This window comes from Paenibacillus solisilvae, assembly GCF_042656405.1.
In the GTDB taxonomy this organism is placed as follows: domain Bacteria; phylum Bacillota; class Bacilli; order Paenibacillales; family Paenibacillaceae; genus Paenibacillus_Z; species Paenibacillus_Z solisilvae.
In genome coordinates this window covers 141,485-160,429 of record NZ_JBHSOW010000092.1, presented here as the reverse complement: position 1 = coordinate 160,429, position 18,945 = coordinate 141,485, and the positions used below count along the sequence as shown (strand labels likewise).

The 18,945-nt window shown below is 51.6% G+C and carries 18 protein-coding genes and 1 pseudogene; 15 read left to right on the top strand and 4 right to left on the bottom strand.

Annotation, left to right across the window (positions count from 1 at the left end; genetic code table 11):
* Positions 1-100 precede the first annotated feature (100 nt).
* The 11 genes from ACFPYJ_RS24540 (at position 101) to ACFPYJ_RS24490 (ending at position 11,223) form a co-directional block, all read left to right on the top strand.
* Complete coding sequence (locus ACFPYJ_RS24540) at positions 101-862, top strand: SDR family NAD(P)-dependent oxidoreductase (RefSeq protein WP_379190884.1); 762 nt, start codon at positions 101-103, stop codon at positions 860-862.
* A gap of 43 nt (positions 863-905) precedes the next feature.
* Positions 906-1,733, top strand: coding sequence for a sugar phosphate isomerase/epimerase family protein (locus ACFPYJ_RS24535; protein WP_379190856.1), 828 nt, complete (start codon positions 906-908; stop codon positions 1,731-1,733).
* A gap of 264 nt (positions 1,734-1,997) precedes the next feature.
* Positions 1,998-2,492, top strand: a complete 495-nt coding sequence (locus tag ACFPYJ_RS24530; protein ID WP_379190855.1) for an ATP-binding cassette domain-containing protein — start codon at positions 1,998-2,000, stop codon at positions 2,490-2,492.
* The gene (locus ACFPYJ_RS24525; RefSeq protein ID WP_379190854.1) at positions 2,476-2,694 is read left to right on the top strand and encodes a hypothetical protein; all 219 of its coding nucleotides are present in this window, start codon (positions 2,476-2,478) and stop codon (positions 2,692-2,694) included. The genes ACFPYJ_RS24530 and ACFPYJ_RS24525 overlap by 17 nt, the downstream gene beginning before the upstream one ends.
* Before the next feature lie 658 nt (positions 2,695-3,352).
* Positions 3,353-4,786, top strand: coding sequence for an aspartate aminotransferase family protein (locus tag ACFPYJ_RS24520; protein ID WP_379190853.1), 1,434 nt, complete (start codon positions 3,353-3,355; stop codon positions 4,784-4,786).
* Entirely contained in the window at positions 4,731-5,999 is a 1,269-nt protein-coding gene (locus ACFPYJ_RS24515; RefSeq protein ID WP_379190852.1) for a M20 family metallo-hydrolase, read from the top strand. Before ACFPYJ_RS24520 ends, ACFPYJ_RS24515 begins: the two co-directional genes overlap by 56 nt.
* A 2-nt stretch (positions 6,000-6,001) precedes the next feature.
* The gene (locus ACFPYJ_RS24510; protein WP_379190851.1) at positions 6,002-6,883 is read left to right on the top strand and encodes a nitrilase-related carbon-nitrogen hydrolase; all 882 of its coding nucleotides are present in this window, start codon (positions 6,002-6,004) and stop codon (positions 6,881-6,883) included.
* 21 nt (positions 6,884-6,904) lie between these two features.
* A complete protein-coding gene (locus ACFPYJ_RS24505; protein WP_379190850.1) occupies positions 6,905-8,260 on the top strand; it encodes an NAD(P)-dependent oxidoreductase in 1,356 nt (451 codons plus the stop codon).
* A 37-nt stretch (positions 8,261-8,297) separates the two neighbouring features.
* On the top strand, positions 8,298-9,566 hold the full coding sequence (gene preA, locus ACFPYJ_RS24500; RefSeq protein ID WP_379190849.1) for an NAD-dependent dihydropyrimidine dehydrogenase subunit PreA: 1,269 nt from the start codon (positions 8,298-8,300) through the stop codon (positions 9,564-9,566).
* 37 nt (positions 9,567-9,603) lie between these two features.
* Positions 9,604-10,992 (top strand): dihydropyrimidinase, encoded by a 1,389-nt coding sequence (hydA, locus tag ACFPYJ_RS24495; protein ID WP_379190848.1) that lies wholly within the window; start codon positions 9,604-9,606, stop codon positions 10,990-10,992.
* Positions 10,993-11,013: 21 nt separating this feature from the next.
* Positions 11,014-11,223: a hypothetical protein gene (locus ACFPYJ_RS24490; RefSeq protein ID WP_379190847.1), complete on the top strand. Its 210-nt coding sequence runs from the start codon at positions 11,014-11,016 to the stop codon at positions 11,221-11,223.
* On the opposite strand, the gene ACFPYJ_RS24485 is transcribed toward ACFPYJ_RS24490, so the two are convergent.
* Positions 11,220-12,836 carry a PucR family transcriptional regulator gene (locus ACFPYJ_RS24485; RefSeq protein WP_379190846.1) on the bottom strand — a complete coding sequence of 539 codons (1,617 nt, stop codon included), beginning with the start codon at positions 12,834-12,836 and terminating at the stop codon, positions 11,220-11,222. The genes ACFPYJ_RS24490 and ACFPYJ_RS24485 overlap by 4 nt on opposite strands.
* A gap of 230 nt (positions 12,837-13,066) precedes the next feature.
* Between ACFPYJ_RS24485 and ACFPYJ_RS24480 the strand changes: the two genes are divergently transcribed.
* The 4 genes from ACFPYJ_RS24480 to ACFPYJ_RS24465 all read left to right on the top strand — a co-directional run bounded on the left by ACFPYJ_RS24480 (position 13,067) and on the right by ACFPYJ_RS24465 (position 17,837).
* Positions 13,067-13,825: an IclR family transcriptional regulator gene (locus tag ACFPYJ_RS24480; protein WP_379190845.1), complete on the top strand. Its 759-nt coding sequence runs from the start codon at positions 13,067-13,069 to the stop codon at positions 13,823-13,825.
* A 189-nt stretch (positions 13,826-14,014) separates the two neighbouring features.
* Positions 14,015-15,976 carry a primary-amine oxidase gene (locus ACFPYJ_RS24475; protein WP_379190844.1) on the top strand — a complete coding sequence of 654 codons (1,962 nt, stop codon included), beginning with the start codon at positions 14,015-14,017 and terminating at the stop codon, positions 15,974-15,976.
* A complete protein-coding gene (locus ACFPYJ_RS24470; protein WP_379190843.1) occupies positions 15,973-16,362 on the top strand; it encodes a hypothetical protein in 390 nt (129 codons plus the stop codon). The genes ACFPYJ_RS24475 and ACFPYJ_RS24470 overlap by 4 nt, the downstream gene beginning before the upstream one ends.
* 197 nt (positions 16,363-16,559) lie before the next feature.
* Positions 16,560-17,837 carry an ammonium transporter gene (locus tag ACFPYJ_RS24465; protein ID WP_379190883.1) on the top strand — a complete coding sequence of 426 codons (1,278 nt, stop codon included), beginning with the start codon at positions 16,560-16,562 and terminating at the stop codon, positions 17,835-17,837.
* Between the two features lie 85 nt (positions 17,838-17,922).
* Here the strand turns inward: ACFPYJ_RS24465 and ACFPYJ_RS24460 are convergent, their stop codons facing one another.
* The 3 genes and pseudogenes from ACFPYJ_RS24460 to ACFPYJ_RS24450 all read right to left on the bottom strand — a co-directional run bounded on the left by ACFPYJ_RS24460 (position 17,923) and on the right by ACFPYJ_RS24450 (position 18,932).
* A complete protein-coding gene (locus tag ACFPYJ_RS24460; protein ID WP_379190842.1) occupies positions 17,923-18,168 on the bottom strand; it encodes a hypothetical protein in 246 nt (81 codons plus the stop codon).
* A 32-nt stretch (positions 18,169-18,200) separates the two neighbouring features.
* Positions 18,201-18,620 (bottom strand): annotated as a pseudogene (locus ACFPYJ_RS24455) (SGNH/GDSL hydrolase family protein); the annotation flags it as partial.
* 24 nt (positions 18,621-18,644) lie between these two features.
* On the bottom strand, positions 18,645-18,932 hold the full coding sequence (locus tag ACFPYJ_RS24450; RefSeq protein ID WP_379190841.1) for a hypothetical protein: 288 nt from the start codon (positions 18,930-18,932) through the stop codon (positions 18,645-18,647).
* Positions 18,933-18,945 lie beyond the last annotated feature (13 nt).

The window sequence follows — 18,945 nt, the reverse complement described above, 5'->3', positions numbered from 1 at the left end:
ACCAATAAAACAGACCAATAAGTGGACGGGCGATACAGTAAATGTCTATGGAATCCTTTATAATAAAGAGAGCTGTTTATCATGAAAGGGGATGCAAATGTTGAATATTGATTTGTCAGGGAAAATTGCACTGGTTACTGGAGCAACGGGTGAGCTTGGCAGAGTGATGATCCGTACGCTGGCGAAGTGCGGAGCCGATGTTGTCATTCATTATAGAAGCAATGAAGCTAGAGCACTTGAGCTTCAGCAGGAAGTACAATCCATGGGACGCCGGGCGATAATCGTAGAGGCGGACATCACCTCTCAAGATTCCATTATGAATATGAAAGCCAAAGTGGTTGAACAGCTTGGCGCCGTGGATATCGTCGTTGCCAATGCGGTTGTTCAGTACCAATGGACCTCCGTTCTTGAGCAGGCTGCTGAAGATTATAGAAGTCAGTTCGAATCCTGTGTTCTGCAGAGCGTATTTCTGGCCAAAGCTTTCGTGCCGGGGATGATTGAGAAACGCGCAGGACGAATGATCGGTATCAATACGGAATGCTCGATGCAGAACTTTGAGACGCAATCGGCTTATGTGTCAGGCAAGAGAGGCATGGACGGCGTCTATCGCGTCCTGGCCAAGGAAGTTGGCGGACACCAAATAACTGTGAACCAAGTGGCGCCGGGGTGGACCATCAGCGAGCGGGACCGTAAATCGAATTCGGAGCGCAATGAAGGTTATGAGAAGAGCGTCGCGCTGAAACGCCGCGGAACCGATCAGGAGATCGCCAATGCCGTTGCTTTTCTGGCATCAGACTTGTCGAGCTTCATCACGGGTGCTTACATCCCGGTCTGCGGCGGGAATATCATGCCGTCTATCTAACAGCTAAACTGAATAATACGACGACAAGGAGTGGAATGCGTAAATGTCCTATTTATCCGTAAGCACATGGAGCCTGCATCGACTGTTAGGCCCGCTTCGATTAACGGTCTGGAACCCCGGGACGGGTCAGCATGATACCAAAGAACAAGAACAGCCGCTTGTGCACAGTCTGCTTGATCTGCCTGCTGAAGCTGCGCGTCGGGGCTATGAGGCCTTGGAAGTCTGCCATTTTCACTTTCCGTCTACCGATTCAGATTATTTGGCGCAGCTTCGCGATGCGTTCAACAATGCCGGCATTTCATTCGATACACTTCTGCTCGATTATGGGGACTTAACGACGACTGACCCGGCAAGGCTGGAAGCGGATAAAGCGCTTATCCGCCGATGGATTGATGCCGCCGCCGCTGCAGGAGCGAAGCAAATTCGCCTCGTTGCCGGTGAAGCCCAGCCAACGGATCAAGAAGCGCTGGAACGATCCGCAGCCGGGTTATCGGAGCTTGCTGCATATGCTTCGGATAGCGGAGTGAGAGTCATTACGGAGAATTTCCGGCCGCTTACATCAATCGGAGACAACTGTGTAAAGCTGCTCCAATTGACTGGCGACGAGGTTGGATTTATTACGGATTTTGGCAACTTCAGCGCACCTGACAAGTACGGGGAGTTTGCCCAAACGCTGCCTGCGAGCGTATCCGTTCATGCCAAGCCGCATTATGATGAGAATGGAGTTCCGGATGAAGCGGAATTGATCCGCTGCCTGGATACCGTAAGGGAAGCCGATTATAGAGGTGCAATCGTATTAATTTACGATGGCCCTGGCGATATGTGGGAAGGTCTCGAACGTGTAAAGCCAATTGTGAATTCGTATCTGTAAACAGGTCTCCTCCCCTTAACAGCCGTGGAAAAGAAGTGCTGATCAGCGCTTCTTTCCACGGCTGTTTCTATGTGCTGACCGGCACTTCTTCCGCGGTTGTTTCTATATTTATGGTGTGAATGGACGATGTGTCAAATGGCACGCGCCTAAATGAAACACTCTGTATAGTGAAAAAAGGAAAACATATGTTATATAATATTACATAATAATAACTTAAAAATATCGTATACCTAACATATCGATAAGGAGGGCTTGCTAATCCTCGTGAATGATGTCAGTAAGGTGTTCGGCAGCCAAAGCAAAGGGGTTACTGCACTTGCGAATATCCAATTCGAAGTATACAAGAATGAGTTTGTTTCCCTGCTGGGACCTTCAGGCTGTGGGAAATCGACGCTGGGACTCTCCAAGAAAGAACGTCTGCAAACCAGCATGCGATTGCTTGAGCTTGTTGGATTATCCTCGTTTAAAGATCATTACTCCTGGCAGCTGAGCGGCAGCATGCAGCAGCGGGTAGCCATTGCAAGAGTGCTTAGTCTGGATCCCCCCATTTTATTCATGGATGAGCCTTTCTCCGCATTAGACGAATTTACGAAAGAGAAGCTTCAGCTTGAGCTGCGTCTTCATTCCATTCATGATGTACCGCTGGGCGATAACAGAAGCCATCAGGTGCGGGAATCCGAGCTGTTCCATGAAACCATGACTAAAGTGCGAAAGAGCTTCTATGAGGAGAGTGGTCGCATTGATGAGGCTGCCGGATAGAAGATTTGCGCGCCATGGTACAGCCGAGTTCTTCATTTCCTCCAGAGGACTCGGCTATCTGTTGTCGGATCAAATCTGCTTGGCCAATATGCCTTTAGCCTGGGCATGTATCGTCATTGCGGCTGTTCTGGGTATTGCCTTCTACTATCTTGTCGCTGCAGCAGAGAAATGGCTGAAGCCTTGGCATTCATCACAGCTTTAAGATGTGCAAAGTTAATCGTTCCTAGATATGCCGGGACATCCGCAAACATATACATAGGAGAGGATTGGGTGGGAATGAGCAGAAGAAACCTCTTGCTTCATGCTGGCAGCAGGTTTGCACTTGTCCTTTTGGGGTTTCATCCATGGATTCCCTGCTCGTAAATCGGGACAACACACTTCCGCTCGTTTCAGCTGGCGCAGATTACGCAGAAAAGCAGCTGCCGGCTGTTAGCGAAGAAAACAACCGGTATTGATACGCCTTACCCAGATGAAGGGTAAGAAGGTAGGAAGCTGGATGGGTGTCAGCAGTTCCAAATTCTTGCTTTTCTCGAGAAGAATGGCTTGGATCCGAAGACGGACATAAATCTGGTCAAGCAGGGATTTACGATGGACTATGCTGCAGGAAATGGCGAAGCTTGTTCGGCCTGAAGAATTCAAAGCGGATCAAGTTGGCATGTTCGTGGATGATTCATTGAAGGTTTCGGCCGATATCTCGCTCAAGTATGCATGATTAAGAAGGCAGCCGATCTCAGCACAGCCGTTGATCAGTCGGTGAATGAGGAAGCAAGGAAGGGATAGTCGGCAGCTTGCAGGCCGCGGATGCATCTAACATTCGCGGCACTGCCTGCTTAGCCGCAGCCAGGGAGAGGGGCGGGGCGATGAGTGGAGTTAAACCGGCATTCACGAAGGAAGAGCTGCTCGAGAAGGACCGTAATTATGTGTGGCATCATATTTCGCCGCATAACGATGAACCGCTGATTGTGGTTTCAGGAGAAGGCTGCTGGGTGACGGATATTGACGGGAAACGATATTTTGACGGCATGTCGGGCTTGTGGTGTGTGAATGTCGGGCATGGCCGCGAAGAGATTGCGGCCGCTGCTTATGAGCAAATGAAGACGATTGCATACTCTCCGTTAATCCAATCCCATGTGCCGGCGATTCAATTAGCGGAGAAAATCAGCAGCTGGCTTGAAGGTGATTATCGCATCTTCTTCTCGAATTCCGGCTCCGATGCGAATGAGGTCGCCTTTAAGATCGCCCGTCAATATTATCATCAGAAAGGCGAGGGAACCCGTCATAAATTTATTTCCCGACACCGGGCCTATCACGGCAATTCGATGGGGGCGCTCAGTGCAACCGGACAATCGCAGCGAAAGCTGAAATACGAGCCGCTGGTAGACGGATTCGAGCATGTGCCGCCGCCCTACTGCTACCGCTGCCCATTCGGTAAATCCTACAGCAGCTGCAATATTGAATGCGCTCAAATCTATGACAGCATCATTAACTGGGAGGGTGCGGAGTCAGTTGCAGGTGTCATCTTGGAGCCTGTTATTACGGGGGGTGGAATGATTGTGCCGCCGCCGGAATATTTGCAGATTGTCCGTGAGATTTGTGACAAGTATGGGATCCTGCTGATCGTCGATGAGGTGATATGCGGCTTTGGGAGGTCCGGAGAGAAGTTTGGTCATCATAATTACGGCGTTACGCCTGATATCGTGACGATGGCCAAAGGCTTGACGAGCGCATACTCCCCATTATCCGCCACGGCTGTTCGGGCTGAGCTCTATGAGAGCTTCAGAGGGAAAGACGGCATCAGTCATTTCCGGCATGTTAACACTTTCGGAGGCAACCAGGTTTCGTGCGCGGTAGCGCTGGCTAATCTTGAAATCCTTGAGAGAGAGAGTCTTGTTGAACGGTCTGCTTATCTCGGGCAGCAGCTCAGCTACCGGTTGAATCTGCTGCTGGATCATCCGAATGTCGGCGATATCCGGTTCTTCGGTTCGGCTTGCGGCATAGAGATGGTCGAGGATCAAATTACGAAAGAGCCTGCTTCGGCTGATAAAGTGCTGCAGGTCGTTCAAGCTTGCAAGCAGCAGGGCTTGCTGATCGGCAAGAATGGGGATACGGTAGCCGGATTCGTGAATATTCTGACGCTTTGTCCGCCGCTGATTACTTCGGATGAGGAAGTTGATTTTATCGCAGCTGCGCTTATTGGGGCGTTCGATGCCTTATTGGAAGGAAAGGAGGTGCAGCAAAGTGGCCATAAACCAATCGCTGACGATCAACAGCCCCAGGCTTCACAAGCGAATTGAAGATCTCTCGAAGATCGGTAGATTAGGAGAGACAGGCGTATGCCGGCTGGCGCTGTCGCCTGAGGATTTGCAAGGGGTGCAGCTGGTGAAGAGCTGGATGGAAGAGGCCGGCTTAACGACGAGAATCGATGCCTTTGGAAATTTAATCGGGCGTTTAGAGGGCCTGGATGATCAATTGCCGCTGCTTATGATCGGTTCGCATATTGATTCGCAGCCATACGGCGGCCGATTCGACGGTGTCATTGGCGTACTGGGGGCGCTGGAGGTCGTACAGACTTTAACGGAGCAAGGGATTGTGCCTCAGATGGCTGTGGAGATTGTGGCTTTTTGCGATGAAGAAGGCAGCCGGTTTAATAAGGGATTATTCGGCGTGAGAGGGTTGACGGGGAGGCTGGAGGAAGGCGAGCTTGAGCGCATGGACGGGAACGGGGTGACCCGCAGGCAGGCATTAATTGATTTTGGAGGCGATCCCGGCCAGTTTGCAGCTTCTCAGTATGCGGAAGGTCAAGTCGGGACTTTCTTGGAGCTGCATATTGAGCAGGGACCGATTCTGGATTCATTGGAAACGCCGGTTGGCATCGTAACGGGGATCTCGGGTCCGCTCTGGCTGACCGTTGAGATGACGGGTTTTGCCGGTCATGCGGGTTCTGTGCCGATGTCTATGAGAAGGGATGCTCTGGTTGGCAGTGCAAAGGTGATCTTGGCGCTTCATGATTTGGCAAGCAGTGAACCGGGAGCCCCGACAGTCGGCACCGTTGGCTCGCTGACGGTATTTCCTAATTCCCGCAACATTATCCCCGAGAAGGTAACGTTCACCGTTGATCTAAGAGATATCGATATGGATCGCCGCGATCGGCGAGAGCTGCAGCTGCTTGCCCTGTTAGACCGTGCAGCACAGGAATATGGGCTTACTTATACGCTGCGGGAGGATACGAACAGCGAGGCGCGTTTCTGTGCGGATTGGATTAAGAAAGTGATGGAGGAACAGGCAGGAGAGATGGGGCTTTCTCCTCCGAAGCTGATGAGCGGTCCTTTTCACGATTCGCTGACGATGTCATACTTCTGCGATTATGGCATGATTTTCGTTCGCTGCAAGGATGGGATCAGCCATAATCCGCTCGAATATTCAAGTCCACAGGATATCTCGATCGGGACAGAGCTGTTGTATCGCACGGCTGTTCACATTGCATCGCAAGGTGCAGGGAGGGATTAAGGATGCAGCTGGTCACGATCGGACTTATTCAAGCATCCCATGATGTTCACGGTGATGAACCGGTAGAGACTCATAAGCGCCATGCGATCGAGAAGCATACCCGGCTTGTTCGCGAAGCGGCTGCCAAAGGGGCTCAAATCATTTCTCTGCAGGAGATATTCTACGGACCTTACTTTTGTGCCGAGCAGTCTGCGAGGTGGTATGAGGCATCCGAGGAAATTCCGAATGGACCGACGACGCGGCTGTTTCAGGAATTGGCGAAGGAGCTCGGCGTCGTCATCGTGCTTCCTATCTACGAAAGGGAGGGCATCGCTGCCTATTACAATGCCGCAGCGGTTATTGATGCGGATGGCGCCTATCTTGGCAAATACCGCAAGCATCACATCCCGCATGTAGCTGCGGGCGGGGACGGCTGCGGATTTTGGGAGAAATACTATTTCAAACCCGGGAATAGGGGATATCCCGTGTTTGAGACGGCTTATGCCAAGATTGGCGTCTATATCTGCTACGACCGGCATTTTCCCGAGGGCGCCCGGATGCTTGGGCTTAGCGGGGCGGAGATTGTGTTTAATCCTTCTGCTACTGTCGCCGGTACGTCGGAATATCTGTGGAAGCTGGAGCAGCCGGCCCATGCAGCAGCCAACGGCTACTATGTTGCAGCAATCAACCGGGTCGGGTTTGAAGCGCCTTGGAATATGGGGGAATTCTACGGGCAATCGTATCTGGTTGATCCCAGAGGCTCGATTATTGCCATCGGCAGCCGGGACAAGGATGAAGTGGTTATCGGTGTTATGGACAAGAAGGTGATTCGGGACGTTCGTGATGCGTGGCAGTTTTACCGGGATCGCCGGCCGGAAACCTATGCGAATATTACAAGCCTGTAAGACGCTGGGAGGTGCGTGAACATGTTCATTTCTGCTGAGCAGCTATGGCGGAATTTCGCTGAAGTAAAGTCAGGATTGAAGCCGATGGAGGCTGTTCAAGAATCGAATCGCTGCCTGTATTGCTATGATGCGCCTTGTATTCAGGCCTGCCCGACCGGGATCAATATTCCTTCGTTTATCAAGAAGATTGCCACCGGTAATCTGAAAGGCTCGGCAAAAACAATCATGGAAGCCAACCCGATGGGCGCAAGCTGCGCGCGGGTATGTCCGACCGAGGAGCTGTGCGAGGGAGCGTGCGTGCTTAATCATTCATCGAAGCCGATTATGATCGGGGATTTGCAGCGTTATGCTACGGATTGGGCGATTAAGAATGATCAGCTGTTATTCTCGGCGGGAGCAAGCAATGGCAAATCGGCCGCAGTCATTGGAGGTGGTCCTGCGGGTCTGTCGGCAGCCCGGGAGCTGGCCAGATTCGGATTTCGGGTGACGGTGTTTGAAGCGAAGCAGCAGGCAGGCGGACTGAACACGTACGGAATTGTTTCCTTTCGCTTGCCGCAAGCCATTGCGCTGTGGGAGGTAGAACAGATCAGGCAGCTTGGCGTTGAGATCCGGACGAATGAACGCGTCGGCTCGGATATTATGCCCCAGCAGCTGCTGAAGGATTATGATGCGGTTGTGCTTGCGGTTGGGATGTCGAAGGTGCCGATGCTCGGTATAGAAGGGGAACAGCTGGAGGGGGTGCACGATGCAATCGAGTTCGTAGAATCTACGAAAACACAGATTTCTACGGATTTGGCCGGTAAACGCGTAGCTGTTATCGGGGCGGGCAACACGGCGATTGACGCAGCAACCTGTTCGGTAAGAATGGGAGCAGCGCAGGTTCAGATTCTCTACCGGCGATCCGCGAAGGAAATGACTGCTTATGAATTTGAGTACGAGTTCGCTAAGCAGGACGGTGTTCATTTCCAATGGTTCACAGCACCCAAACGAATCATCGGAGATGAGAACGGGCGGGTTGTCGGTCTGGAGTGTATCCGAATGAAGCTGGAGGTGCAGCAGGAGGCCGGTGCCAAAGCCCGTCCGGTTGAGATTGCGGGGTCAGAGTGGGTCATTCCCGTAGATGCGGTTATTAAAGCAATCGGACAGACGCGGTATGTACCGCTTGTGGAGCAGTTTGGGCTGGAGCATCTCCGCGGAATTGTGCAAATCGATCCTGAAACGTACAGAACGTCCAATCCGCAGGTCTATGCTGCCGGCGATGTTATATTCGGAGAAGGACAAGGCGAGGCCATGGTTGTTTCAGCGGCGCAGCAGGGTAAACTGGCTGCCTATTCGATCTATAAGCAGCTGATTGCAGCTCAGAGTGAGACAGCTTAGCGTTCATTCTTCACAAATCTCTTAGGAGGGTCCCAACATGGCTAATTTAAGCGTCGATGTAGCGGGTATTTCATCACCCAATCCGTTTTGGCTGGCGTCAGCTCCGCCTACGAATACGGGCTACCAAGTACAGCGGGCGTTCGAGGCCGGATGGGGCGGGGCCGTATGGAAAACGCTGGGTGACCCGATTATTAACACTTCATCCCGGTTTGCTGCCGTACATTTCAATGGTCAGCGTGTAGCGGGCTTTAATAATATTGAACTTATTACGGACCGCCCGCTCGAAGTGAATCTAAGAGAAATGGCGGAGACGAAGCAGAGATTTCCGGACCGGGCGCTGGTTGCCTCCCTCATGGTCGAACCGACGCGGGAGAAATGGCATGAAATCGTCAAGAGGATAGAGGCGATCGGCGTTGACGGACTCGAGCTTAACTTCGGCTGTCCGCATGGGATGGCGGAGCGGGGAATGGGGGCTGCTTCGGGGCAGCAGCCCGATCTTGTGGAGATGCAGACGGCGTGGGTGAAGGAAGTCGCCCGAACGCCGGTTATCGTGAAGCTCACACCGAATATCACCGATATTACCGCCACTGCCCTGGCTGCCGTACGGGGCGGAGCGGATGCGATCTCGCTTATTAATACGATCAACTCCTTGGCCGGCGTTGATTTGGATAGCTGGAATACGATACCTCATGTTGGAGGTAAGGGATCGCACGGGGGTTATTGCGGGCCTGCTGTCAAGCCAATCGCGCTGAATATGGTTGCTGAGTGCGCGAGAAATCCGCAAATGAACCTTCCGATTTCCGGCATCGGAGGAATATCGGATTGGAAGGATGCCGCAGAATTTATGCTCATGGGCGCATCCAATGTGCAGGTGTGTACAGCGGTAATGCATCATGGATTTCGCATCATCGAGGAGATGCTCGATGGATTGTCCAACTATTTGGACAATAAAGGCATTGCCTCTGTAACCGAGCTTACCGGCCAATCTGTGCCCCGTTATTCGGATTGGGGCCAGTTGGATCTTAATTATGCCGTTGTCGCCAAGATTCATACAGAGGTGTGCATTTCCTGCAATAAATGCCATATCGCTTGTGAGGATACGGCGCACCAATGTATTGACCGTCTAACCGATGAGCAGGGGAATGCTTATCTGAAAGTAAGGGAAGAAGACTGCGTGGGCTGTAATCTATGCTCAATTGTGTGTCCGGTTGAGGGGGCAATCGATATGATTGAGGTTCCTTCCGGCCATGCTCCAATGAATTGGAATCAGCGTCAGGAAGCAATTGCTGCATTCAAAACGAGATAGCTCCACCTACGATTAAAGCTGAGGAGGCATCGTTTGCATGGCTAAAATCATCAAGAACGGTACGATTGTGACGGCAGCGGATCACTATAAAGCAGATCTATTGATTAATGACGGGATTATTCAAGCCATCGGCATGAATCTCCAGGCGGAGGCTGCAGAAGTTATTGATGCGGAAGGCTGCTTTGTTTTCCCCGGAGGTGTTGACCCCCATACGCATCTGGATATGCCCTTCGGCGGTACGATAACGGCAGATGATTACGAGACGGGGACGATAGCTGCGGCTTTTGGGGGAACGACGACGGTGATCGACTTCTGCTTGACGAATAAAGGACTGCCTCTGTGCAGCTCCATTCAAACCTGGCATGCGAAAGCGCAGGGTAAAGCGGTGATCGATTACAGCTTCCATCTCATGATTGGAGAGGTGAATAACGCTGTGCTTACTGAACTGCCGCAAATTATCGCTGAGGAAGGCATCACGTCTCTAAAAGTATTTATGGCATACAAGAACGTCCTTCAGGCGGACGATGGAACCTTGTACCGCACGCTTCTGATGGCTAAGGAGCAGGGGGCTCTGGTGATGGTTCATGCGGAGAATGGCGATGTGATCGACTATTTGATCGCCCAAGCGCTGGCTGAAGGAAACACGGATCCGATCTTCCATGCAAGGACCCGTCCCTCGGTGCTGGAGGGTGAAGCAACCGGCAGAGCGGCGAAGCTGTCGGCACTTGCCGATTCTCAGCTCTATGTGGTTCATGTGACCTGCGCCGAGGCGGTACAGCAGATTGCCGACAGCCGGAATCAGGGGCATGAAATATGGGGGGAAACCTGTCCTCAATATTTGCTGCTGGATGAAACGTATCTGCAGCGGCCGGACTTTGAAGGAGCCAAATATGTATGGTCGCCACCCCTCCGCGAAGCCTGGCATCAGGAAGTCTTATGGAATGCGCTGAAGAACGGACAGCTTCAGACCGTAGGCTCTGATCAATGCTCCTTCAATTTCAAAGGGCAAAAAGAGCTCGGCCGGGGGGATTTCAGTAAAATACCAAACGGCGGGCCCATCATTGAGGATCGTTTCAGTTTAATCTATTCCGAAGGGGTGACAAAAGGCCGACTCTCGCTGAATCAATTCGTCGATGTGATCGCTACGCGGGCTGCGAAGCTCTTCGGTCTCTTCCCGCAGAAGGGCACGATAGCCGTAGGCAGCGATGCGGACCTGGTAATCTTCGACCCTGCGGCAGAACGGGTGATATCGGCGGCAACGCATCATATGAACGTGGACTATAATCCTTTTGAAGGAATGAGAGTGACAGGCGAGCCGGTATCGGTATTAAGCCGCGGCGAATTCGTCATTCGCGATAAGCAATTTGTCGGATCAGCAGGCAGCGGCCGTTATTTGAAACGAAAGAAATACAAATCGGATCTGTAATACTTGGAGGAGGCAGCGACAATGTCCGATTACGATGATTATGTATCAGAAAAGGCGAATATAGATGCCATGGTGTCTCAAGGCTATGTGTTATCCGCTGTCATTGAGGATTTAAGCGGCGACCGATTGATCTTCGAACAGCCGGGCGGAATCGGTGAGAAAGTGAGCTTATTGGTATGTCATGCGAATGCCCGCAAATACTGGGCTCAGCTGCTGTTAATGAACAATTAATGAATCGGGCCATGTGAGTATTCATAGGCGTATAAAGCAAGCTCGATCATGATCCGGCGATCAGGACGCATGTAATTGTCGCCGATAAGCGCTGTTATTTTCTCGAGCCGATGATAGAGGGTTTGCCGGACGATGAAGAGTTCCGTGGCCGTCTCCTGTTTGGAGCCATATTGAGTGAGATAGACCTTAAGGGTCTTCAATAACTCGCCGCTTTTCTCCATATCGTATTTCACCAAAGCTCCTATATACTCCTCGATGAAGGCCGGAAGCTGTCCGGCTTTTTTGAGCATATAGACCATTCTGTAGGCATGAAGCTCACTGTAAAAGGGTTTTAAGAGCGGTCCGACATCTCTTTGAATCACAATCGTTTCTTTGGCGGTTTCGTAGCTGCTCTGCAGCTGAGTAAAATCGCTGATCTCCTGGCCGATTCCAATCAAACCGGTGAAAAAAGCGGATTCCTCTTGATCCTCCGTCTGCTGCAGGCGTGAAACTCCCTTCATCATTCTCTCGGAAGCGCTGCTCCGGCTTAATTGGTCCAGCAGAATAAAGACCATTTGCTTGTCTGCTAAGGTAGGAAGGAGGAAGAAGCCTTCCCCTTCGAAGATGGAGCGGGCGACCATGTATTTCTGAATAAGCAGCGGCTCGAAGTCCCATGTGCCGGAATGCCGTTTAACTTGCAAATCAAACACGCAAACAGCTGCTCTTGCCAGCTTAATGGATGATCGCAAGCCGGTGAGATAGTCTTTGATTTCATCGTATCCGTGTCTGCCGTTCAGCCATTCGATAATCCAGAGATCCTCTTGATGCCGCCTGCGTTCCTCCATATACCTGGTTCGCATCATTTCCTGGGCGACGGCGGTCGTGCAGCGGTCAAGTGCGAAGATATCGAACTTGCTGAGCTCTTTCTTGGAGCTCAGCAGCAAGTCGGCGAAGAGGTGGTCCATCGCCAGAATTGGCCGGTGGGTGTTTCTTTTCTTGCGTTCTGCACCGCTCAGCAGCTCACCGCTTATCCACTGCCGGTATATATAATCGGCATTTTCTTTGTTTATGGGAGGATAAAAGCAGGCCTCCGCCTCGACAGGGAAGAAAGCGACTTGAGCTTGGGTAGCCTGATGCAGCGTTTTTAATAGTGGAAGGACTCCTTTGCCTGCGAGCAACAGCTGATTGAATTGGCCGGACAAGGCTTCGAGCTCTGAAACCATCCGGTGATGCTGGTGAATGAAATAAGCATGCAGATCCTGCGTTATATCGATGTATCTGACTTCCTCATAGAAGAAAATAAGAGCGAAATGCTCCTGTTCTGCAAGCTGTTTCATCTTCTCGAAGGGCTTCTTGGTGTAGGTGCCAAGCTCAATGCATAATCCCGATGCACCGCAGTCAATAAGTTGACGAAGAAAGGATACACTTAGCTCCTCGTCTTCATGCCAGCCGATCCCTGTCGATAGAATGAGCTCGTCGCCGTTCAGCAGTCCACCGACCTGCGGGACCTCGAGAATATGAACCCATTTCACCACACGCTGTAGGGCTTGTTCATCCGCGTAAGCATCTGCCTTTTGAAAGAGCGGGCGCTCTAAAATATCTTTGATCGTTAGCTGCAGCAAGGATTTGACCATAAGCCTCCACTCCTCTTCTTCTTGGGGATGAGCCGAGCTGGACAGCCTGTGATTGTCTAGGATACTACTAATCTAACACATAGTGAACGAAGATGATGAACCTTTTACCATTTTCACAATGAAAATCTTATGATTTTCCCGCATAGTGGGATAAATTTATTCTAAATGATATGGAAACCGTTATAATTATGTTAGATAAGTTAACGTAAATGGAACGGGGTGAGAAGCAGATGACCGGTGTCATTGGCAAAGCGATTCACATTCTGGATTCACTAGTGCCTCAAGGAATGGAGAAGGAGCTGAGTGTTACAGAAATTAGCCGCATGCTGGATATGCCCGTACAAAGTGTGCATCGCATTCTGGTATCTTTATCGAGGCATGGCTTCGTTGCTCAAAACAGTAAAACCAAAAAGTATAAGCTTGGTCTTTCGCTAATGAAATATGGCTTTCTGATGTGGGATAGCTTGATGTTTCGTTCTGTGGCTCGGCCGTATATGGAGGAACTATCCAGGAAAACGCGGGAGACCGTCTATCTTGCCAGCCGGGAGAATGACGAAGGCGTCTATATCGATTCGATTGATTCCCCGCAAATTCTCAAAATATCGGAGCCGATCGGGCTCAGACTCCCGCTCTATATCGGGGCTTCGAACCGTGTCATCCTGGCTTATCTGCCGGCGAGGCTGCAGGAGCACCTCATTCAGCATGTATGCTGGGACGAGGTACCCTCATTGAAACCGCTTAGCTATGATTACATTAAGCAGAACCTGGTTCAAATCCGTTCACTGGGCTACGCGGTTACGACAGGAGAAGCGACGGAAGGCACGACCGGCATTGCCGCTCCCATATTCTCCTATGAGAAGACGGTTGTGGGTTCGATCAATGTCGCAGGACCCGAGCTGCGGTTCAGCGCGGACACGATTGCGAAGTACAGCTTCTACGTGAAGAAATATGCGAATTTAATATCCTCGGAATTAGGCTATAACAGCTAGTCTTAGGAAGGGAGCTCTGGTGCAATAACCGCACCAGAGTTTTTTTTGTTAAATTATCGCGTCATCCCGATAGATGGGAAAGACGTATTGGGTTCAAAGCCAGCCGCCTCTATAATGGGAGATAACCTTACATCTGCGAGGGCCGGATGAAGGAACATACAGCGAATCGATGAAGGAGAGGGATGGAGAATGGAACTCATACAAGCACAGCAGGTCAAGCATCCACTGGAGCCGCTCAGCACGGAAGAAATTGAAATTGCAGTTCAGACACTTAAGGAAAAGAAACAGCTGAATACGTATGATCGTTTTGTTTCCGTCATGCTCAGAGAACCGGGCAAGGAAATGGTCATCGGATTTGACGGCTCTGCATCTTTCAAAAGAGAAGCAGCGATTGTTATTCTGAACAACGCACTGAACGCATGTTATGAAGCGGTTGTGTCCATCACGGATCAGCAGGTCGTTTCGTGGACGCATGTTCCTGGTGTCCAGCCGACGATCATGCTCGATGAACAAGTGGAATGCGAGCAGGCGGTCAAAGCGAGTCCGGCGTTTCAAGCGGCGATTGAGCGTCTGGGAATCACGGATTCATCCCTCGTCATGGTTGACCTCTGGTCAGCGGGGAACTTCGGTTTCGAGGATGAACAGAGCATTCGAATGGCAAGGCCGCTCTGTTTCCTGAGAAGTGAAGCGGGTGAGAATGGTTATGCCCGTCCGCTCGGGATTATTCCTGTTATAGATTTGAATTCAATGGAAGTTATTCGCGTGGAAGAGTATCCGTACCGCGTGATTCCACCGAAATCCGCTAATTATACGCCAGGTGCAGCAGGTGAGCTTCGAACGGATTTGAAGCCGATTGAGATTACGCAGCCGGATGGGCCGAGCTTCACACTGAACGGCCACGAGGTAAACTGGCAGAAGTGGAATCTGCGAATCGGCTTTAATACACGCGAAGGATTGACCATCCACACGGTTAGCTACGAAGATCAAGGCCGGAAACGCCCGATTCTATATCGAGCCGCATTGTCGGAAATGGTAGTTCCTTACGGTGATCCTGGACCTACGCAGAATCGTAAAAATGCTTTTGACAGCGGGGAATATGGGATCGGACAGCTTGCCAACAGCTTGGAGCTTGGCTGCGACTGTGTCGGCTATATTCAATATCTGGATGCAGCGATGACCAACAGCCGCGGTGAGACGGTTGTTATCAAGAATGCCATCTGTATGCATGAGGAGGATTACGGGATTCTATGGAAGCACACGGATTGGCGAACGAACGAAGTCGAAGTGCGCCGGTCGCGCAGACTTGTGATTTCCTCGATATCTACGGTGGCGAATTATGAATATGGCTTCTTCTGGTACTTTTATCAGGATGGCAATATCGAGTTCCAGATTAAACTGACAGGTATTCTCTCCGTCGGAGCGCTGGAGGAGAATGAACAGCCGCTCTATGGCACGATGGTTGCCCCGGAGCTGTATGCGCCTAATCATCAGCATTTCTTCAATGTACGGCTGGATCTTCAGATTGATGGCAATGAAAATTCGGTCTATGAAGTGAATACTGAAGCCGCTCCGGCAGGTCCTGAGAATCCGTTCAACAATGCTTTCTGGGCGAAATCCACGCTGCTTGAAACCGAGAAGGAGGCAGTTCGGGATCTGGATCTGAGATCGGCGCGCTATTGGAAATTCGTCAATGATAATGTGAAGAATGAGATGAATCAATCGGTAGGGTACAAAATCGTTCCCGGCGAGAACTGCTTCCCGTTTGCTTCACCGGAATCAAGTCTGATCAAAAGGGCGGGCTTTATTCAGCATCACCTCTGGGTGACGCCTTATGACCGGGATGAAATGTTCGCAGCAGGCAATTATCCGAATCAGCATGCCGGCGGTGATGGATTATCCAAGTGGACGGAGGAAGATCGGCCTGTTGCAAATACCGATATCGTGGTGTGGTATACGATGGGCCATAATCATATTCCTAGGCCGGAAGATTGGCCGGTGATGCCTACGGCATATACCGGGTTCCTATTAAAACCGGTCGGATTCTTCTCCGCAAGTCCGGCGCTTGACGTACCTCCTTCGACAAAGATCAGCGCTTGCAGCTCGAAAGGCTCGAAAGCATCAGGCTGTCACTCCAAGGAGGGGCATGGATGATCCAAAGGCTGCGGAGACTTGGGACCGATTGGGTGTATTATGTATGGACAGCCGTTCCGATCGGGTTGACGCTGCTGCTGCATACCGTTCACATGTTCCTTGTTCCGTTGCTCATCGGACTAAGTGATGCTGAGCTTCACGCCAGTCACTCCGTGGCGGGCATGGACATGGGGTCGGGTATGGATATGCCCATGAACCATCAGAATGGGGGAACACTCTTCACGCTGGCTGTCTTCCTCTTGAACTTGGCGGGAATCATATACGGATGCTGGCTTCTATGGCGTTCATTGAAGAATCCCGCCAAGGGATGGCATGCGCTGATGAGACCCCTAATCTCGGGTGGATCAGTAGCGGTTGGCGTCTTCATGTTCGTGTGGATGAGTTGAACAGCACCGCAACATATACTAAGCGAATGCTTTGGAAGCGAGTTTTTGCTCCGTGATTCCTTGAGTAGAATCACGGGGCATAGCCGCGCAAAAACTTAGCATGCGCTTACGAAGCGAGTTTTTGCTTTGTTCTTGCCGATATTTCGGCATTCAAGGCACACGCGCAAAAACTTTAAGGAGGCAAGAAAATGGGAACGATCGATACTGGGGATACAACATGGATGCTGATTTCATCGGCAATCGTGATGTTTATGTTCGTGCCGGGTCTTGCGTTATTTTATGGCGGTATGGTGAGCTCACGCAACGTGCTCTCTACGATGATGTACAGCTTAAGCAGCATGATCGTGGTCAGCTTGGTCTGGGTGCTGTGGGCGTATACTTTGGCGTTCGGGCCAGATGTGGATGGTCTGATCGGTGGGCTGGATTTCTTCGGATTCAAGGGAGTCGGAGCCGATCCTTCGGGTTCGATGACCATTCCGCATTTAATCTTCGCGATCTTCCAATGTTTGTTCGCAGCCATTACGGTTGCCCTGATTTCAGGCGCGGCCGCTGAGCGGATCCGATTATCCGCGTGGGTCCTTTTCTCCGTCCTTTGGGTAACGGTCGTCTATGCGCCGATGGCTCATTGGACATGGGGCGGCGGATGGCTGATGAAGATGGGCGGACTCGACTTCGCCGGAGGTACGGTCGTTCATATTCTATCTGGCGTGAGCGCCCTGGTCGCAGCTATGATGATCGGACCACGCGAGCAGTTTCCGCATCAGCGGGAATCCATGCACAATGTTATTTTGTTCTTTATCGGCGGCATGTCGCTCTGGTTCGGCTGGATGGGCTTTAATGGAGGGAGTGCACTCGCATCCGGGGGGTTGGCCGCTATTGCGTATGCAACGACACATGTTGCAGCATCAGCAGGCGGAGTCGCATGGGCCGCGATCGAATGGTCAAGGAAAGGGAAACCGACCCTGGTCGGTACCGTAACCGGCGTTATTGCCGGCCTCGTCGCTATTACTCCAGCAGCAGGGTATGTATCCGTACTTTCGTCGATTCTCATCGGCGGAATTGCCAGCTTCGTTTGCTTCTTCGGCATTGCTTTCCTAAAATCGAGATTCAAAGTGGATGACACGCTGGACGTCTTTGGCATTCATGGTTTAGGCGGAATATGGGGGGCGCTCGCCACGGGGATATTCGCCAGCAAGGAAGTTAACGCTGCCGGGGCTGACGGTCTGATTCACGGTCATCCGATGCAGGTAGCGATACAGCTCTTGGATGTCGGGGTTGCCGTGTGTTTAGCGATTGTGGGCACCTTCGTCTTATTGAAAATCGTAAGCTTGTTCATTCCTCTGCGAGTTGCGAAGGATCAAGAGGAGGTCGGTCTCGATATCAGCCTGCACGGCGAGAATGCCTACGCTGCATCCGCACAACCTGCGGTCAGCCGGACTCCGGCAGCGACGATTGGGCAGCTGGATGCGATGTAATTGTATCTTGAAAATGTTCGGAAGAAGATCCTCCGCTTCATGCGGAGGGTCAGCCAGTTGAGAGCCTTAGCCGCGGGTACTGCCTTCAAGACCATCTTCTTCTCCGTAAAATCCGATCCGGGCGGATCGCCGCGAATACGCCGTTATCCACTTTGACGGCTGCAAGCCCGCGGTCCAAATATTCCATCTGCCGCTTCGGGATCGGACCTGCCCCGGTATCTCCTCCCGCTGAAGCCGCCGCTATTTGCGGTACCGACACGGATAGGGCGAGTGCAGAAGCAAGCAAAAGCGCGCCTGCCTTTTTCATCCTGGAAACTATATGTTTGTTCACCATCATTCCGCCTCTTTAATCATTTGTGGTGTTCATTCCCCGTGAATCTCAGATTCCTTTTTCTCCGGATCTGAGAACCCTTCCAGACATTGCCGTTTCAATTCCTCCCCCACAAGTCTGGCGAGAACCGCCGCTCCAGCCCGATTCGGGTACAGGGTATCTCCCTGCATATAGAGCGCGAGCGTCGCTTCGGGTCCGATCGATGTAAAATAAGCCGAGCTCAGCACATTCAAATCGATAAGCGGTACGTTCTCTTCGTGCGCCAAAGCCAGAATGGATGGACGATACCACCTGTTCACGGAGCTGTGCTCGCCTTCCGGGTTAAAATCGGTCGCTCTACCCTGCTGCGTAGACAGGATGACCGCTGCGCCTTTCGCTTTGACCTGCCGGATCATGTCCCGCATAATCTCCTTGAACAGCGCTTCGGTTTCGTTATTCTTCGGGTTCGTCTTTGGATGGCTGGAAAGCTTGAGCGCTTAACGTAAATGGCGTATCCGGCTTGCCGTTCCTGTTCCGGAGGCGGGGACATCGATCATATCCTCCGGCGTATGGAAGCCGTATCGCTTCTTCTCATCGTATCGGTCGGATGCGCTTACACCAATGTAACCCTTTTCAACATTTCCGTTGCCGAAGTCGAACTTATAACGGCTGGGCTCGGCCTCTGCTTGCCAAGCGTTCAAGCCGCTTCCAATCGCCACAATAAGCAGACGTACCGGTTCTCCGCTTCCTTCCTGCGGAGGGTATTTCCTTGCCTGCTGCGCCAAGCGGCTGCTTTAG

Excerpts from the sequence above, each read along its gene's own strand:
- ACFPYJ_RS24535 (WP_379190856.1), top strand. The coding sequence starts at position 906 with ATGTCCTATTTATCCGTAAGCACATGGAGCCTGCATCGACTGTTAGGC.
- ACFPYJ_RS24525 (WP_379190854.1), top strand. The coding sequence starts at position 2,476 with ATGAGGCTGCCGGATAGAAGATTTGCGCGCCATGGTACAGCCGAGTTC.
- ACFPYJ_RS24520 (WP_379190853.1), top strand. The coding sequence starts at position 3,353 with ATGAGTGGAGTTAAACCGGCATTCACGAAGGAAGAGCTGCTCGAGAAG.
- ACFPYJ_RS24510 (WP_379190851.1), top strand. The coding sequence starts at position 6,002 with ATGCAGCTGGTCACGATCGGACTTATTCAAGCATCCCATGATGTTCAC.
- ACFPYJ_RS24505 (WP_379190850.1), top strand. The coding sequence starts at position 6,905 with ATGTTCATTTCTGCTGAGCAGCTATGGCGGAATTTCGCTGAAGTAAAG.
- preA (WP_379190849.1), top strand. The coding sequence starts at position 8,298 with ATGGCTAATTTAAGCGTCGATGTAGCGGGTATTTCATCACCCAATCCG.
- hydA (WP_379190848.1), top strand. The coding sequence starts at position 9,604 with ATGGCTAAAATCATCAAGAACGGTACGATTGTGACGGCAGCGGATCAC.
- ACFPYJ_RS24490 (WP_379190847.1), top strand. The coding sequence starts at position 11,014 with ATGTCCGATTACGATGATTATGTATCAGAAAAGGCGAATATAGATGCC.
- ACFPYJ_RS24485 (WP_379190846.1), bottom strand. The coding sequence starts at position 12,836 with ATGGTCAAATCCTTGCTGCAGCTAACGATCAAAGATATTTTAGAGCGC.
- ACFPYJ_RS24480 (WP_379190845.1), top strand. The coding sequence starts at position 13,067 with ATGACCGGTGTCATTGGCAAAGCGATTCACATTCTGGATTCACTAGTG.
- ACFPYJ_RS24475 (WP_379190844.1), top strand. The coding sequence starts at position 14,015 with ATGGAACTCATACAAGCACAGCAGGTCAAGCATCCACTGGAGCCGCTC.
- ACFPYJ_RS24470 (WP_379190843.1), top strand. The coding sequence starts at position 15,973 with ATGATCCAAAGGCTGCGGAGACTTGGGACCGATTGGGTGTATTATGTA.